Origin of the sequence: Bacteroides caecicola (assembly GCF_023337095.1) — a bacterium.
GTDB classification, from domain to species: domain Bacteria; phylum Bacteroidota; class Bacteroidia; order Bacteroidales; family Bacteroidaceae; genus Phocaeicola; species Phocaeicola gallinarum.
This window is the reverse complement of record NZ_JAMBLM010000009.1, coordinates 35,269-52,599: the sequence shown is the minus strand read 5'-3', so window position 1 is coordinate 52,599 and position 17,331 is coordinate 35,269. Positions and strand designations below refer to the sequence as shown.

13 protein-coding genes are annotated in these 17,331 nt (G+C 45.7%); 8 read left to right on the top strand and 5 right to left on the bottom strand.

Features of this window, described 5'->3' with window-relative positions; all coding sequences use genetic code 11:
- The first annotated feature begins 1 nt into the window (after position 1).
- From aroQ to M3085_RS10020, 7 genes are read left to right on the top strand one after another with little or no spacing between them, the layout of a single operon-like run.
- The gene (gene aroQ / locus M3085_RS10050; protein WP_178256572.1) at positions 2 to 421 is read left to right on the top strand and encodes a type II 3-dehydroquinate dehydratase; all 420 of its coding nucleotides are present in this window, start codon (positions 2 to 4) and stop codon (positions 419 to 421) included.
- Between the two features lie 25 nt (positions 422 to 446).
- Positions 447 to 1,907, top strand: a complete 1,461-nt coding sequence (pyk, locus tag M3085_RS10045; protein ID WP_178256563.1) for a pyruvate kinase — start codon at positions 447 to 449, stop codon at positions 1,905 to 1,907.
- Between the two features lie 9 nt (positions 1,908 to 1,916).
- Complete coding sequence (locus tag M3085_RS10040; RefSeq protein ID WP_178256564.1) at positions 1,917 to 2,555, top strand: O-methyltransferase; 639 nt, start codon at positions 1,917 to 1,919, stop codon at positions 2,553 to 2,555.
- Between the two features lie 11 nt (positions 2,556 to 2,566).
- The gene (gene rbfA, locus M3085_RS10035; RefSeq protein WP_249052938.1) at positions 2,567 to 2,902 is read left to right on the top strand and encodes a 30S ribosome-binding factor RbfA; all 336 of its coding nucleotides are present in this window, start codon (positions 2,567 to 2,569) and stop codon (positions 2,900 to 2,902) included.
- Positions 2,899 to 4,122: an FtsX-like permease family protein gene (locus tag M3085_RS10030; protein WP_204499327.1), complete on the top strand. Its 1,224-nt coding sequence runs from the start codon at positions 2,899 to 2,901 to the stop codon at positions 4,120 to 4,122. Before rbfA ends, M3085_RS10030 begins: the two co-directional genes overlap by 4 nt.
- A gap of 12 nt (positions 4,123 to 4,134) precedes the next feature.
- Positions 4,135 to 4,671 carry a methylated-DNA--[protein]-cysteine S-methyltransferase gene (locus tag M3085_RS10025; protein ID WP_204499325.1) on the top strand — a complete coding sequence of 179 codons (537 nt, stop codon included), beginning with the start codon at positions 4,135 to 4,137 and terminating at the stop codon, positions 4,669 to 4,671.
- Entirely contained in the window at positions 4,668 to 5,195 is a 528-nt protein-coding gene (locus tag M3085_RS10020) for a nitroreductase (protein ID WP_249052937.1), read from the top strand. The genes M3085_RS10025 and M3085_RS10020 overlap by 4 nt, the downstream gene beginning before the upstream one ends.
- Positions 5,196 to 5,371: 176 nt before the next feature.
- On the opposite strand, the gene M3085_RS10015 is transcribed toward M3085_RS10020, so the two are convergent.
- From M3085_RS10015 to M3085_RS09995, 5 genes are all read right to left on the bottom strand, one after another.
- Complete coding sequence (locus M3085_RS10015; RefSeq protein ID WP_249052936.1) at positions 5,372 to 6,427, bottom strand: SusE domain-containing protein; 1,056 nt, start codon at positions 6,425 to 6,427, stop codon at positions 5,372 to 5,374.
- A gap of 24 nt (positions 6,428 to 6,451) precedes the next feature.
- Positions 6,452 to 8,035 carry a RagB/SusD family nutrient uptake outer membrane protein gene (locus M3085_RS10010; protein ID WP_204499321.1) on the bottom strand — a complete coding sequence of 528 codons (1,584 nt, stop codon included), beginning with the start codon at positions 8,033 to 8,035 and terminating at the stop codon, positions 6,452 to 6,454.
- Positions 8,036 to 8,065: 30 nt separating this feature from the next.
- Positions 8,066 to 11,104 carry a SusC/RagA family TonB-linked outer membrane protein gene (locus tag M3085_RS10005; RefSeq protein WP_191710123.1) on the bottom strand — a complete coding sequence of 1,013 codons (3,039 nt, stop codon included), beginning with the start codon at positions 11,102 to 11,104 and terminating at the stop codon, positions 8,066 to 8,068.
- A 194-nt stretch (positions 11,105 to 11,298) separates the two neighbouring features.
- Positions 11,299 to 13,479, bottom strand: coding sequence for a glycoside hydrolase family 97 protein (locus tag M3085_RS10000; protein WP_191710122.1), 2,181 nt, complete (start codon positions 13,477 to 13,479; stop codon positions 11,299 to 11,301).
- Between the two features lie 171 nt (positions 13,480 to 13,650).
- Entirely contained in the window at positions 13,651 to 15,504 is a 1,854-nt protein-coding gene (locus M3085_RS09995; RefSeq protein ID WP_178255586.1) for a glycoside hydrolase family 13 protein, read from the bottom strand.
- A 128-nt stretch (positions 15,505 to 15,632) separates the two neighbouring features.
- On the opposite strand from M3085_RS09995, the gene M3085_RS09990 reads away from it, so the two are divergent.
- Positions 15,633 to 17,255 (top strand): DUF6377 domain-containing protein, encoded by a 1,623-nt coding sequence (locus tag M3085_RS09990; RefSeq protein WP_225230925.1) that lies wholly within the window; start codon positions 15,633 to 15,635, stop codon positions 17,253 to 17,255.
- The last annotated feature ends 76 nt before the right edge of the window (positions 17,256 to 17,331 follow it).

Sequence of the window (17,331 nt, the reverse complement as noted above, 5' to 3'; positions counted from 1 at the left end):
GATGAGGATACAAATTATCAACGGCCCTAATATCAATTTATTGGGGAAACGTGAACCTTCTATTTACGGCTCAGAATCATTCGAAGATTATTTGGTACGCCTCCGGGCACGCTACCCGGAAGTAGAAATAAGCTACTACCAATCGAATATAGAGGGGGAAATGATAAACAAAATACATGAAGTTGGGTTTAATTATGATGGAATCATTCTGAACGCGGGAGCTTACACACATACTTCCATTGCGCTGCAAGACGCAATACGTGCCGTAACGGCTCCGGTCATCGAAGTGCATATATCAAACGTACATCAACGGGAAGAGTTCCGTCATAAGTCGATGATATCATGCGCATGTAAGGGGGTGATTTGTGGTTTCGGACTTGATTCTTATCGCTTGGGAGTAGAAGCTCTTATAGTAAGGTAAAAAGTAATAATTAGTTTTTTATAATATGATGCTTAAACAAACAAAAATCGTTGCGTCCATCTCGGATTTACGATGTGACGTAGATTTTATCAGAGACCTTTTCAATGCGGGTATGAACGTAGTACGTATGAATACAGCTCACGCCAACCGCGAAGGCTTTGAAAGACTGATAACTAACGTGCGCGAAGTATCCAATCGCATTGCCATCCTGATGGATACCAAAGGACCTGAAGTCCGCACAACAGCCAGTGCCGAAGGTGCTATCGACTTTAAAACGGGAGACAAGGTCTGCATTGTGGGTAATCCTGAACAGGAAACAACGCGGGAATGCATCGCCGTTACATATAAAAATTTTGTACAAGACTTGTCGGTCGATACCGATGTTCTGATAGACGATGGCGAATTACAGCTGAAAGTAACCGATAAAAACGAAAACACCCTGTTTTGCGAGGTTTGCAACGATGCCACTTTGGGAAACCGCAAAAGCGTAAACGTACCGGGAGTCCGGATTAACCTTCCTTCACTGACTGAGAAAGACCGCAATAATATTCTTTACGCTATCGAAAAAGATATCGACTTTATCGCTCACTCTTTTGTCCGTAACCGCCAAGACGTATTGGATATCCGTGAAATACTGGACGCTCATAACAGCGACATCAAAATCATTGCCAAAATAGAGAACCAAGAAGGCGTTGACAACATCGACGAGATTCTGGAAGTGGCAGACGGAATCATGGTAGCCCGTGGAGACTTGGGCATCGAAGTTCCTCAAGAACGTATTCCGGGCATTCAGCGCCATTTGATAAAAAAATGTATCTTGGCAAAAAAACCGGTAATCGTAGCCACTCAAATGTTGCATACGATGATAAACAACCCGCGTCCTACCCGCGCCGAGGTGACCGACATTGCCAATGCCATTTATTATCGTACGGATGCTTTGATGCTGAGCGGGGAAACGGCTTACGGCAAATATCCGGTAGAAGCGGTGAAAACTATGACCAAAATTGCAGCGCAGGCAGAGAAAGACAAAATGGAAGAAAACGATATTCCTATTCCGTTGACTCCCGAAAACACCGACGTTACCAGTTTCTTGGCTAAACAGGCTGTGCTTTCTACCACGTTGATGCCTATTCGCGCGATCATTACCGACAGTTTCAGCGGACTGACAGCACGCAATCTGGCTGCTTTCCGTGGCAAATATCCGGTTATGGCTATTTGCTACAAAGAAAAAACCATGCGCCATCTGGCTCTGTCGTACGGAGTAGAAGCCATTTACATGCCGGAAAAAGCCAACGGACAGGAGTATTACTTCACGGCACTCCGCAAACTGATTAACGATGGCGTACTGAATGAAAACGACATGGTGGCATATCTGAGCGGCGGAAAGAAGGGTACACATACTTCATTCCTTGAAATCAATCAGGTAGGCGATGTATTACAGGCAGGAGACGACTATGTATTGCCTAACCGCCACCGCTACTTATAAATACAGACAATGAAAGAAACGGACGCATTGGATGAATATATCCTTCGCCATATCGACGAAGAAAACGATTACCTGAAAGCATTATACCGGGCGACGCATGTAAAACTCTTGCGTCCCCGTATGGCTTCGGGGCATCTTCAGGGAAGGATGCTGAAGATGTTCGTACAGATGATACGTCCGAAACAAGTGCTTGAGATAGGCACATACAGCGGATATTCTGCACTGTGTCTGGCAGAAGGACTCGAAGATGGAGCCGTGCTCCATACATTCGAAATCAATGACGAACAGGAAGATTTTACACGTCCGTGGCTGGAGAACTCGCCGTATGCCGACAAAATAAAGTTCTACATCGGTGATGCCCTGACCATGGTTCCGCAGATGGATGTAGTATTCGACTTGGCTTTCATGGATGGAAACAAGCGTTTCTATGTAGAGTATTATGAGATGATTCTCAGTAAAATGCACTCCGGAGGATATATCATTGCCGATAATACGTTATGGGACGGACATGTACTCGAAGAAACTCGTCCTGCCGATACACAGACGCTCGGCATTAAAAAGTTTAACGACACGGTGGCTGCCGATACACGTGTGGAGAAAGTAATCCTACCGTTGCGCGACGGATTGACTATTATACGTAAGAAATAAATAAAAGAATTATGGAAACAACCAGACAAAATAAAATTGCCCGCCTGATTCAGAAAGAACTCAGCGAAATATTTTTGTTACAAACCAAGATGATGCCGGGCGTATTGGTGTCAGTAAGCGCAGTACGTATCAGTCCTGATTTAAGCTATGCCCGCGCTTATCTAAGCGTTTTCCCTTCAGAGCGTAGCGAAGAAATCGTTAAAAACATCAATGACAACATGAAGTCTATCCGGTACGAACTGGGAAAACGTGTACGCTTTCAGTTGCGCATCATCCCTGAATTGAAGTTTTTCGTAGACGATTCGCTGGATTATGCGGCACACATCGACGAACTTCTGAAAAAATGAACTTTTCTTTTTACATAGCCCGCAGGTATCTTTTCTCGAAGAAATCTCACAATGCCGTCAATATTATCTCTTGCATTTCGGTGTGCGGGGTAGCATTAGCGACAATGGCTATGGTATGCACGCTTTCGGTCTTTAATGGCTTTCAGGATTTGGTCTCCACGTTTTTTACGGCGTTCGACCCCGAACTGAAGGTCATGCCTGCTGTGGGGAAGGTGTTCGACGGGCAAGACCCGCGGGTGCTTTCCATCCGTCAGATGCCGGAAATAGAAGTCTGCTCCGAGTCGTTGGAAGACAACGCGATGGTGCAGTATCAAGGCAGGCAGGTGATGGCAGTAATCAGGGGAGTGGAAGATAATTTTGACAGCCTGACACCCATAGACAGCATCCTCTTCGGAAGGGGGGAACTGATACTGCATGACGAGGTGGCTAATTATGCCATTCCGGGTATTCAACTTCTTTCGGCACTGGGTACAGGCATACGCTTTCTCGACCCGTTGGAGGTGTATGCACCCAAGCGAGGGGCGAAGGTCAACATTGCCAATCCTTCGACTGCATTTACCACAGGAAACTTATTCTCGTCCGGATTGACTTTTGTCGTAGGGCAAGAGAAATACGACAATGCTTATATACTTACCTCGCTTGATTTTGCCCGACAGTTATTCCGATACACTACCGAAATAAGCGCACTGAACCTGAAACTGAAGGCAGGGGAGGACGTTGAAACAGTAAAACGGATGTTGGAAAAGCGGTTGGGAAAAGAGTTCGTCGTGCAAGACCGTTACGAACAGCAAGAAGACACTTTCCGCATCATGAAAATAGAAAAGTTGGTTTCGTACCTGTTTCTGATTTTCATCCTGCTCATTGCCTGCTTCAATATCGTAGGACCGCTTTCGATGCTGATTATCGACAAGCGAAACGATGTGATGTCTTTACGGAACATGGGGGCAAACGACCGCCAGATTACCCGTATTTTCCTTCTCGAAGGTTATATGATTTCTTGCTTCGGAGCTGTTTCGGGCGTGGTGCTGGGCATTCTGCTCTGTTTCCTCCAGCAGCAGTTCGGACTGATATCATTAGGCTCGTCGGGCAGTTTTGTGGTCGAGGCGTATCCGGTAAGCGTACATGCCGGCGATGTGATACTGATACTTCTCACCGTGCTTGCCATCGGTTTTGCCTCAATATGGTATCCTACACGTTTCCTTAGCAAACGTTTATTATAATCTATCTCCACTATGAAAACCATCTTTTTACAAACTTATCACTCGCCTTGCGGAGAAATCCTGCTCGGCTCGTGCGACGGACGGCTTTGCTTATGCGACTGGATGACAGACGCCGGGCGGAGAGAGGCGGTAGACAAACGCTTGCGTCACCTGTTGGATGCGGCGTTCGAGCCGGGTTCATCCGATGTCACAAGGCAGGCTTCCGAAGAGCTGGATGCGTATTTCGCTCATCGGCGGACGGCTTTCAACGTACCGCTTTTGTTTGCAGGGACAGACTTCCAGAAGCGTGTATGGAGTGAATTGCTCACGATTCCCTACGGAGAAACCGTCTCGTATGCAGAACTTGCCCAGCGAGTGGGAAACCCGAAAGCAGTCCGTGCCGTAGCGTCTGCCAACCGTATGAATGCGCTTTCCATCTTCGTGCCTTGCCACCGCGTCATAGGCAGCAACCGCCAACTTACGGGATACGCCGGAGGACTTCAGGCTAAGGCGTATTTGCTGAACTTGGAACAAGAAAACATGAATCTGTTTAATCCTTATAAAGTATGAATGCAATAATCGAAAACATGAAAACGCGCCGCAGCATACGCGGTTATAAACCCGACCGGATGCCGGCACGTGAGTTGATAGAACAGGTGATAGAGGCTGGTACATACGCACCTACGGGCAGGGGTATGCAATCGCCTGTTATTGTTGCCGTTACAAACAAGGCTGTACGCGACCGTTTGTCGAAACTGAACGCCGAGGTGTTAGGAACAACTTCCGACCCTTTCTACGGCGCACCCGTGGTACTTGTGGTATTGGCAGACCGCAACCGGCCTACGTATCTTTACGATGGTTCATTGGTGATGGGAAACCTGATGAATGCGGCACACGCCGTAGGCTTGGGAAGTTGCTGGATTCACCGTGCCAAAGAAGTATTCAACTCACCCGAAGGAAAAGAACTGCTGAAAGAGTGGGGGATTGAAGGCGATTACGAAGGCATCGGACATTGCGTTCTTGGCTATCCTGCCGATGAAAACGCACCGGCGGCCAAGCCCCGCAAACCGGATTACACGGTATGGGTAGAGTAAGGTAACTCGTTTATACACAATCTGATAGAATAACAAAAAAACGTGGATGATTCAGAGAAGAATACATCCACGTTTTTTTGTTTATTTTCTACCCATAGGAACGGTCAACGCTACCCATAGAAACAACTAACGCTCCGAATAGAAATACTCATCTCTATGGGTAGAAATTTTGCCTGTTATTCCACCGGAATCAGTTCGGCACGATAGGTAGGTCCGTTCAGATACAGACGGACGGTATAACGGCCCGGAGACACTGACATATTACCACCATCGTATACCAATTCATCCAAACTGCTACCTAACGAATAAGCCCAATCACCATCCTGACGGAATTTGAATTGTCCGGCAGAGAATTCCACTTCGGCTTCCAACGCTCCGGTAGATGAATTATAAGTCAACTGCACGTCATTGTCCCAACTACCGACAGCATCGCCCACGATTCCCCATGTACAAGTACGGAGCGAATAAGTCATCGTATTCAGATTCGCATCTATCTGATAGAATCCGGGAGTTGCAGTGATGTTTCCTCCACCTAACGCCAACGTGCCGCTTCCGCCACCGTAATTCGGGTCAGCCCATGAGTCGGTAGTCATAAACTTAAATTGCGTGTTCAACTGTGCATAGCCGTGGAATATCATGCCTGCTTCATCGGTAGCGATAAGGCGGGGCGCATCGTCGTTGGCAGCCCATCCATTATGGTCGCCCACTACATACATTGTTTTCGGCTCAAGCGAAACCTCCATGTAGTAAGGCAAGTAGCGGATTTCTACCGGTTCGGAATAGGCTTCGTAACCCGATACCGTTGAGATAGACGACATGATGCGCACGAAAACAGTCTGTTCGGTAGTGGGGAAGGTCTCCGCATCGAACCATTCATTTAAGATAATGAGCGAGCGGTCCATCTCAGCCGCACTTATTTTCAGCTGGTTGGTAGAATAAGTAGCTTCCAGCGTAACATACGAAACTGCGTTTTCTCCTTCGGCATCTACCCAGTTATTATCTTTGTTGATTTGCACCGAATAAGTAACGGCTGCGCTGTAACCGTAATCAGGAACATCGCACGTCCAGTCGATCGTCTCAATGTTCTGCAAGTCGTATACAGTTTCCGTAGAGGCATTCAGTGTGAAAGTCTCCGGATGAAGAATGGTAGGATTATCGTCTCTATCGTCTTGGCAGGAACTGAAAGCCAGCATTCCGGCAAGACAGTAAGCAAATATATTCAGTTTTTTCATAATGTTTATCAGTAAGGTAAGTTATTAATATCCGGGGTTTTGGTCCAAATTACCGTTCACGTTCATGTCTGATGACGGGATGGGGAAGAGGTTGTAATTCGAGCTGACAGCCGTACCGTTTGCCGTACCGCCTTTCCAGTCCCATACATAGCCGCTTCCGGTAAAGTATCCGTAACGTACCAAGTCGGTTCTTCTTTGTCCTTCAAAGTAAAATTCGCGGGCTTTCTCGTCCAAAATCTGGTCGAGCGTAACAGACTGAAGTTCGGTAGCGTGAGCACGGCGGCGCAAAGTATTCACAGCCTCTAATGCGTCTTTCTGCGAACCTCCGTTGCGCAACGTAGCCTCTGCCAGTGTCAGGTAAGCTTCAGCCGTACGGAACAGCGGAGCATCGGTATCTACCCACGTAGCATCGTGTGAGGGTTGCCCGTCGGAACGTACATTCGTCCATTTGGCGATAGAGAAACCTTCTTTAAAGGTAGTCGGCTTGGTGATTTCCAGCGTGCGTTCGTCACTGGACGTACCTGAGAAGAACAAGGCGCGGTCATCGTTTGCGGCAGCAACCATTTGAGTTTCATCCACTCCCAGCGGAGCGTCGCTATCGTTCGGGAAGAACTTATTAACCAAAGCCTTGCGCGCTCTTACGCCTCCCCAGCCTTCTGAAGTGCCCCACGGGGTCATGCCCGATGTATGGGTAGCAGCGATGGCAAACTGTGCGCCACCGTATGAGCGTGCGTTTGCTCCGTCCAAGCGGATGGGCAGGATGATTTCTTTCAGGGTTTCTTCGTTCTCGTCGTTATCTGCCATAAACAGTTCCTTGTACGTATCTGCCAGTCCGTAGTCTGAGCTGATAACCTTTTGCGCATACGTAATGGCATCTGCCCAACGAGCCGTTCCGGTGTACACTTCGGCATTCAGATACATACGCGAAAGCAACAGCCATGTGCAGGCTTTGTCTACCTGACCGAACTGTCCGGTACGCGGGTCAACCAAGTCGGCTTCTATTTCTTTCAGCTCATTTTCAAGATAATCAAACAAATCGGCACGCTTGATTTGCTGAGGAGCTTCGTTTAAAGATACGGTTTCGGTAAACGGCGGATTACCGTATGCATCCATCAGGTAATAATAGTTCAAGGCGCGGAGAAAGCGTACTTCAGCCCGCTGACGCACGGTTTTTTCGTCGGTCAGTTCGGCAGTTCTTTCCATGAAGTGGTTACACAGCGTAACATCGTACATCAAACGGCTGTAAAAACCGGTCAGCGGAAGGTTGGAAGAACCCCAGTTCATCTGATAAAAGTCGGGGATACCTGCGTCTGTCCAGCTACAGATTACTTCGTCGGTAGGATACTCGTAAGCGGTAAGAATCATGCGGTAGAAAGGTGACGCACTACCTTCATCAACACCGGCTACATCGCCCGAACCGGCAGCTCCCTGCTGTCCGGTAAGGCTCAACGTGGCATATATCTTATTGTAAACCTCATCTTGCGAAAATTCTTCGGTTACTTGCGGATTTATCGGACTGATGTCCAAATCATTTAAACAAGACCCCAAGCTGCACGCAACTGCTATTGCAGTCAACGGAATCAATGATTTTAATCTATTGAATGTCATAATAATAGTTTGCTTTTAAGTTTAACATGATTAGAATTGAAGGCTCAAACCGATAAGGAAGGTTACCGGACGCGGGTAGATGTTATTGTCGATACCCGGAGTGTCGGCAGACCCTTGTACTTCGGGGTCAAGACCATCGTAACCGGTGATTACGAACGGATTTTGTACAGTGGCATAGATACGTCCGCCCACTCCGTTATAACCGTTTGTTTTAAACAGGTTCTGGAATGAATATCCCAACGTAATGTTATCGCAGCGCAAGAATGATGCGTTCTGTACAAAATAGTCGGACATGTAGTAGTTACCTACTCCGCTGAATCCCAAATCGAGCGCAGCCGTCGGACGGTTTGAATAGAATCCGGAAGTAGACCAAATACCGGTAGTGCTTACGTCAGAACGGTTTGCCAATACGTCGTTATAAACATAGTTACCGATGCTTGCACGGAGTGCGAAACTGAAGTCCCAGTTCTTGTAAGTCATCTTCGAGGTCAATCCCATCAATACATCGGCACTGGGTTTCTTGTAGATATAGCGGTCGCTGTCGTTAATCATTCCATCATGGTTACGGTCAACAAACGTGTTTTCAACCGGTTTTCCGTTTTCATCATACACCTGTTGATAAACGTAGAAAGAAGAAGCGGCATAACCCACCTTATGAGCCTGAATGGTAGAACCCGTAGCAGTAGAGATACCTCCTGTTGCCACGTAATAATCAGAATCATCGGAAGCGGTCAGTTTGGTAATCTTGTTGTTGTTCCACGTAATGTTATATCCCAAATCCCAAACAAAGTCATCGGTTACAATGGGTTTGGCGTTGATTGAAAATTCCACACCCTGATTACGGAGCGAACCTACGTTGCTGGTAAGCATGTTACTGAAGTTCATTCCCGTAGGGATATAAACCGTATTAATCAAGTCGTTTGTTTCGCGGTAGTAGTAATCCAACGTACCGGTGATACGTCCGTTCAAGAAACCGAAGTCGATACCGGCATTCCAAGTAGTGGTTTCCTCCCATTTCAAATCGGGGTTATACGCACCCGGACGTAAAGTAGTAAGATACTGGTCGCCCATAGGCAGGTAAGCAAACTCACGGTTGGCAGTATAAAGCGCCATGTAAGGGAAGTCCATCGTATTGCTCAAGTTCTGCTGTCCGGTAATACCCCATCCCAAACGGAGCTTCAAATCAGATAAGAAATCAACATCCTGCAAGAAACTTTCTTCTTTCATCTTCCATCCGAATGCGAACGACGGGAAAGTACCCCAACGGTTGTTGCTGTCGAAACGTGATGTACCATCCTGACGCAGCGTAGCGGTAAGCAAATAGCGGTTCAAGAAAGTATAATTGATACGGCCGAAGTAAGAAAGCAACGTGCTATGATAACCATAAGCCGTATTATCTCGTTTTCTTTCATCGTAAGCATCGCCGGTAACGGGGTCGGTACCCTGACCAATCTCATATCCGGTACGGTGGAAGTGTTGCTCTTCCATACCCACCATTACATCCAAAGCATGTTTGCCTTCGTTGAAATCTTTGATATATTGCAAGTAAGCACTTCCTGAAAGGTTATACTTATACTCGTAAGAAGTTCCATTCCATCCGTAGTAGTTGTTTGAGTAAGAATACGGAGAAATGATGGTAGTCTGACGTCCTTCCGAATAATCGGCACCTAAATTGGCGTGGATACGCAAATCGGGCAAGAAATGGAACTTATAGTCAACTTCGATATTCCCTATAAAACTCTTTGATTTGGCTTGATCGTCTTTCAAGTCGAGCAAAGCCACCGGGTTCTGCGGAGCCAGTGAATTCTTAGTAAGCAACCAATCAGGATTATTAAATTCGGCTTTTGTACTCCATTGGTAGTAACCGCCGAATACATTCGTACTGTTATCGTATACCGGACGTGTGGGGTCCATCGTAATGGCTGAACCTACTACTCCTCCGTCTGCGTATTGATTCCAAGCCACCATGCTCTTGGCATTGATGTTAAACTTCAAATAATTATCGAAGAACGCCGGAGCCAAGTTCACTGAAGCCGTGAAACGTTCGAAATTAGAAGTCTTGATAATACCGTTTTGGTTGGTATAGCTCAACGATACACGGTAAGGCATGTTCTTCAATCCGCCCGAAATAGTAATGTTATGGTCGTGGCTTATGGCAGTGCGGTAAATTTCATCCTGCCAGTCGGTATTTGCTGTTCCCAACTCATGAGGCAACTTTTCTTCGCCATACAAATTGGTTACATACTCACGGTATTCGTCGCCTGTCATTACATCCAATTTAGAACGCAGTTTACCGAAAGAAACGTTTCCGTCGTAGCTAACCTTCGGTGCTGAACCGGCACTTCCTTTCTTGGTGGTGATGATGATGACACCGTTTGATGCACGCGAACCGTAGATGGCAGTAGCCGAAGCATCTTTCAATACAGTAAAGGTCTCGATATCATTCGGGTTGACCAATGAAAGCGGATTCGACATACCTTTCACACCGTCGTTATCCATCGCCAAACCATCGATGACAATCAGCGGGTCGTTGCTGGCGTTCAGTGAAGAACCTCCACGGACACGTATCGTAGCTCCTGCACCCGGAGTACCACCCGTAGACACTACATTCACACCGGCTATCTTTCCGGTAATCATGTCTTGCGGAGATGTTGTGATACCTTTACTAATCTTATCGGGTTTGATAGCCGTAACCGAACCGGTGGCATCGTCTTTCTTGACCGTACCGTAACCGATAACCACCACATCGTCCAGCAGCTGGCTGTCGTCTTTCAAAATCACATTCATATTAGCAGCAGCAGGAAGTTCCTGAGGCTGATAGCCGATAAACGAAATAACAATGATATCTCCCTTATTGGCAGTTAGTGTAAAGTTTCCGTCGAAATCGGTAATCGTACCGTTCGTTGTTCCTTTTACTACTACGTTTGCTCCGATAACAGCTTCTCCCATGTTATCTTTTACCACTCCTGTCACTGTAAGGCTTTGTGCAAAGGCTTGCACGGATAATAACATGCCTAACATCATTGCTATCAGGAGCTTATTCCGTTGTTTGATAGTTTCTATTTTCATATTATTAAATTAAGTTTTATTATTAATCTGTTCTAATTCGTATATGATAAGACCTATTGAAAAAGCAAGTGTGTGTTATTCTGAAAGGAAGGAAGCAGCCTCCGCGTCCCTCCGTACCTGTGAGGGACGCCGGCTACTCATCTTTTTAACTGAAAACAATAATCTGTGTGTATCCGTATTGCTGAGACCTTAATTTATTTTACTTCTTTAATAGAGATGGCATAACCTCCGCCTACGGCAGCTTTCAGGTTCAGCTTGGTTTTGTTAGTTACTTTCTTCTTTGTAATGGTGTATGCTTGCGGATTCTTATCCCAGCTTGCATCTTTAGCATCCGCATAAATGATTGCTTCATACTTCTTGTCAGGATCAAGGAAGTCAAGAGTCAGTTTCGACACATGTCCGTTATAACCTGCCGTACAACCAATAAACCAATCGCCTGTATTCTTAGCACGGCGGGCAATGGTAACATATTCTCCCGGTTCGGCTTCCAAGTATTTGGTTTCATCCCAGTCGATGGCTACATCTTTGATAAACTGGAAGGCATCCATGAAGCGTTCGTAGTTTTCAGGTACGTCGGCAGCCATTTGAAGCGGACTGTACATGGTTACGTAAAGTGCCAACTGGCGAGCCAATGTAGAACGCACATGTGATTTGTTATTCGGGTTCATCTTACTGCAATCCATTTCAAAGATACCCGGCGTATAGTCCATCGGACCACCGATAAGACGGGTAAAGGGCAGGATGGTAGTATGGTTCACATTGTTTCCGCCGAATGATTCGTATTCGGTTCCGCGGGCAGATTCATTACCAATCAGGTTCGGATAAGTACGGCACAATCCGGTAGGACGTACTGCTTCGTGCGCATTGACCATAATCTTATAGTCGGCAGCTTTGGTTACGGCATAGAGATAGTGATTTACCATCCACTGGCCATAGTGATGTTCTCCGCGAGGGATGATGTCGCCTACGTAACCACTCTTTACAGAGCTGTATCCGTTGTCTACCATAAACTGATAAGCCTTGTCTAAATGGCGTTCATAGTTACGTACAGATGCCGATGTTTCGTGGTGCATTATCATTTCTATACCTTTGCTGGCAGCGTAACGATGGATTTCCTGTACGTCGAAGTCGGGATAAGGAGTTACGAAATCGAACACATAATCTTTGCTCTTTCCAAACCAGTCTTCCCATCCCTGATTCCATCCTTCCACCAATACGGCATCAAATCCGTGTTTGGCTGCGAAGTCGATATAGCGTTTCACGTTGGCTGTATTGGCAGAGTGTGTACCGTTCGGTTTGGTTTGCGAATAATCGGTTTCGCCCAGTTTCACACTGTATACATCGTTCGTATAAGCCCATGTACCTTTATTGGTTATCATGTCCCACCAAATTCCGATGTATTTTACCGGATGAATCCATGAAGTATCTTCAATCTTGCAAGGTTCGTTCAAGTTCAGTGTGATGCGTGAAGCAAGAATATTGCGGGCATCGTCACTTACGATGATGGTACGCCACGGCGAGTTACAGGGAGTCTGCATATATCCTTTGTCACCTCGTGCATCGGGAGTCAGCCATGATTCAAATACCAGATTCTTATCATCAAGGTTCAAACTCATGCAGGCATAATCTTTCAGAGCCGCTTCGTGAAGGTTGATGTATAACCCGTCATCGGTTTTCATCATCAACGCTGTCTGCACGCCGGTAGGCGAGAAAACATATTGAGAAGAATTTTCAGTTACGGCAGAGTCCATCTTTCCACGAATTTCTGAAAGGCGTGAAGTGGTATAGTCGTATTCCTGAGTGTCGTAATCTCCCGGAATCCAGAAAGCAGTATGGTCGCCCGTCATGGCAAACTGAGAGTGTTCTTCCTTGATAACGAAGTAGTTCAGATTCGCTTGCTGAGGAAATTCATAACGGAATCCCAACCCGTCATTAAACAAACGGAAACGGATTACGATGTAGCGGTCATTTGCCGGTTGTTCAAGCGTTACTGCCAATTCATTATAATGATTGCGGATTTCGCTTTCTTCTCCCCATACCGGACGCCATGTTTCATCGAAAGTCGACGTTTGCGTATCTTTTATCTTAAAACCTGTCATCAGATTCGTACGCCGGTCCACTCCCTCTTTTTGTTTCATTTCAGTCCATTCAAAACCAATTTTCTTTTCAGGGTCCTCGCGTTTCAGTTCCAATCCTAATGTACTGGGCTTGATTACGGGTTTATTTTTAAAAGTAAGCTCGTAAGTAGGGGCACCTTGAGCATTCAGACTGAAGTCCATTACCAGATTCCCATCCGGTGAAGTCAGCTTTTGTGCATCTGCGGCAAAAGCACAATAGCATAAAGCTACTAAGGTAAAGGTTTGTTTCAGGTTCATAATAGATTGTTTTAGGTATTACGATTAATGAATTATTAGCTTGTGATGCAAAATTAGATTTCTTGATAGCCTCTTTTTCGGACAAGGCTGAAAATATAAACCATTATAGATATTAAACAATTACTAATCAATTAATTAAAGCAGATACATGCCAATAGAAATATAAATGGTTTAGAAACAAATCAACAACGTTTCACGTTCTTTCAATGTCAGTTTTCCTGTAAGATTAACAGTTTTCCCACCCAAAACATCCACGGCTTGCGTCTTGGGCAGTATTTCTTTATACGGAGTGAGGTCAAGCTCTTTCTGTTGGTCGGTTCCATTCATGATAACTACCGCCGACTTACCGTTATATTCACGCTGGTAAACATAGATTCCGTTATTGATAGAATAATGTTTCAGCGTCCCTTTTCCAATCACTTCGTTCCCTTTGCGCCAGTTTAAAAGTTGACGGGTAAAGTCGAAAGCCTCGTTCTGTAAATCCGTACGCCCCTCGCGCACAAAGCTGTTTGTCGCATCGCCTGTCCATCCGCCGGGAAAATCTTTACGCAACTCTCCGTCGCCATTCGCCTTGTCGCCTGTCATCAGTATCTCGGTGCCATAATAAATCTGGGGAATGCCGCGAGTGGTAAGCAGGAAGGTCATGGCTTGTTTATAACGGTTCAGGTTACGTGCCTTGTCATCGTTCGTAGTAAAACGAGAAGTATCGTGATTGTCGAAGAATATCAGCAAATTCATCGGATTGGCGTACACCAAGTCTTGTGTCTGATAATCGTACAACTTATATAAGCCGCCTCCCCAGTCACCGGTTTCTTCATCGAACGCCTGATTCATCAATGCCTGTAAAGGGAAATCCATCACCGTAGGCAGGTTAGAGTTTTTCGGGGCAGCCAGTTTGCTGTCTTTCTGCCAATAAGAAACCAATACGTTGCTGTTAAGCCACGTTTCACCTACAATATTAAAATAAGGATATTCATCGAGCACCTCTTTACACCATTGGCTCATGAAATCAAAGTCGGCATACGGGTGGGTATCCTGACGGATTCCGTTGATACCCGCATATTCTATCCACCAAATGCTGTTCTGAATCAAGTAACGAGCCACATGACGATTGCGTTGGTTCCAGTCGGGCATCACCGAAGCAAACCATCCGTCCGTAGCGATTTTCTTTTCATAGTTGCTGGCATGGATATCCATTACCGAAGCCGTTTTAAAAGAAGTAGGTACGTATTCGCCCTTGAAATTAAACCAATCTTTCGAGGGCATGTCTTTAAACAGATAGTTTTCGCTGCCGCAATGATTGAAAATCATATCCATAACAACTTTCAATCCTGCCTCATGAGCGCGTTCGGTCAACTGTTTAAATTCTTCATTCGTACCCAAACGCCTGTCTATCTGATAATAATCAGTGATGGCATATCCGTGGTAAGAACCTTCTTTCATATCATTTTCCTGTGTAGGATTCAGCCAAATGGCAGTAACTCCCAAGTCGGCGATGTAATCCAAATGGTCGGCAATGCCCTTCAGGTCTCCCCCGTGACGGGCATAAGCGTTCGTACGGTCCACTTTGTTTTCCAGCATACCTTCTATTACGTCATTGTCCGGATTTCCGTTGGCAAAGCGGTCGGGCATAATCAGGTAAAGTACATCTTCCGAGGTAAATCCCTTGATGTCCTCGCCCTTACGTACACGGCTTTTCAGTTCGTAAGGAATGGTTTCGGTCTTTTTCCCTTGTTTCAGCAGAATATCAAACTTCTGTGCTTTCGCCTCCGAGAGGTCAAGATAGAGCAGCAGGTAGTTCGGATTATCTTGCTTCACTACTTCTTTCAGCGTAACGTCTTGTCCCGATACGCTAACATCAGCCGAAGCAATGCGGTCTCCATACAATAAAATCTGTAATTCGGGATTTTTCATACCTGCCCACCAGTAAGTAGGAGCAATCTTCTTCATATTGACAGCATGAACTGTCTGGCACAACCCCAAATAGGCAAGTGCCGCCATTACGATAAGCCATTTATGTTTCATGATATAAGCGGTTAATGTTTTTCAAAGCAAAAGTAGATTGTTGAAAAAACTTTTTTTATCTTTGGAAATAAAATATAAATGCGTATAAACAATATTATTCAGATAATAAGGTATTTAGCTTGAGTTTAATGATGGGAAAATATAAATCAAACACTATCAGGAAGGCTTTGTGGAGAATATGGATTATTGCTCTGTTCACCCCAATATGGGCTTATGCCGAGTCACATTCGTACGACGGAATACTGAATGAACTGGACGAGGTTATAGCACGGAAGCATGAATACCGGGCAAAGCATGAACAAACCATAGCACAGCTCAAACAACAGTTGGTTGCCGAAACAGACAATGCTGAAAAGTACAAGCTGTGCGGCGAACTCTTTAACCTGTATCTGCACTATCAGGCTGATTCAGCCCTTCACTACGTAGAAGAAAAACAAAAATATGCTTCGGCTGTCTCTGACGAGGGAGTAGAAACCACACTGATCATCAACAGGGCAGACGCTATGGGGGTCATGGGAGCATATAACGAAGCACTGACGGAACTCCAAAAAATCAACCGCCAATCTATCACGCCTGAACTTCTGCTGTCTTACTATTATGCGTTACGCACATACTACGGATGGATGGCAGATTACACCATTGTAAACGAAGAAAAACAAAAATACATAGAAAAAACAGCATGTTACCGCGACTCGGTTTTGCTGCTTGTGCCTGAAGGGGCAAGCAAAAGCATCTCACTGGCAGAAAAGATGATTCTCGACTCGCAAGCAGAGCAAGCCATCCCCATCTTAAACAAAGCTTTATCGGAACCGCTCGACATGCGAGAAAAGGCGTACGTAAACTACACGCTGGCATTGGTGTATGAAACCAAAAACGATGTAGACATGCAGATTTATTACCTTGCACAAACAGCCATTCTCGACCTGACAGCTTCGGTACGCGAGTATGCCTCTCTGCAAAAATTGGCTCGCGTACTCTACCAACAAGGCAACATCGAACGAGCTTACGAATATCTGAGCTGCTCGATGGAAGATGCCGTGGCATGTAATGCCCGCTTACGTTTTTTAGAAGTAACGGAATATTATCCCATCATCGACCAAGCCTATTCGGAAAAAGAAGTCCAAGAAAAACGGATGGGATGGATTTTGTTCCTAACCGTCAGCATACTGGCAGTGGCACTGGTTATTTTAGCCTTATACCTATACCACGGAATGAAAAACCTGTCGCTGGTACGTCAACATTTATCGCTGACCAACGGACAACTGAAAGCAGTAAACGAGAAATTAGAGCAAACCGGAAAAATAAAGGAAGTCTACATTGCCCGCTACTTAGACCGCTGTGTAAGTTACCTGAACAAGCTGGAACAATACCGCCGTTCGCTTGAGAAACTGGCTATGGCATCGCGTATCGAAGAACTGTTTAAAGCCATCCGTTCGGAACAGTTCCTGCGCGACGAACGTAAAAATTTCTACACCGAATTTGATAAGTCGTTCTTGGAACTGTTTCCCAATTTCATCGAAGACTTCAACAACTTATTAACCGATGACGCCCAAATATACCCCAAGCCCAACGAACTGCTGAATACAGAGCTTCGTATTTTCGCCCTTATCCGTTTGGGAGTGACAGACGCCAACAGCATCGCCCATTTCCTCGGCTATTCACTCGCCACGGTATATAATTACCGCAGCAAGATTCGTAACAAAGCCAAAGGAGATAAAGAAAATTTTGAGCAAGAGGTGATGAAGCTGTAATATACTATTAAAATGCAGGCAGTGTAGTTTTACCTGTTTTCATGACCGGAAAACGCAAGAAAACGCTACCGTTAGT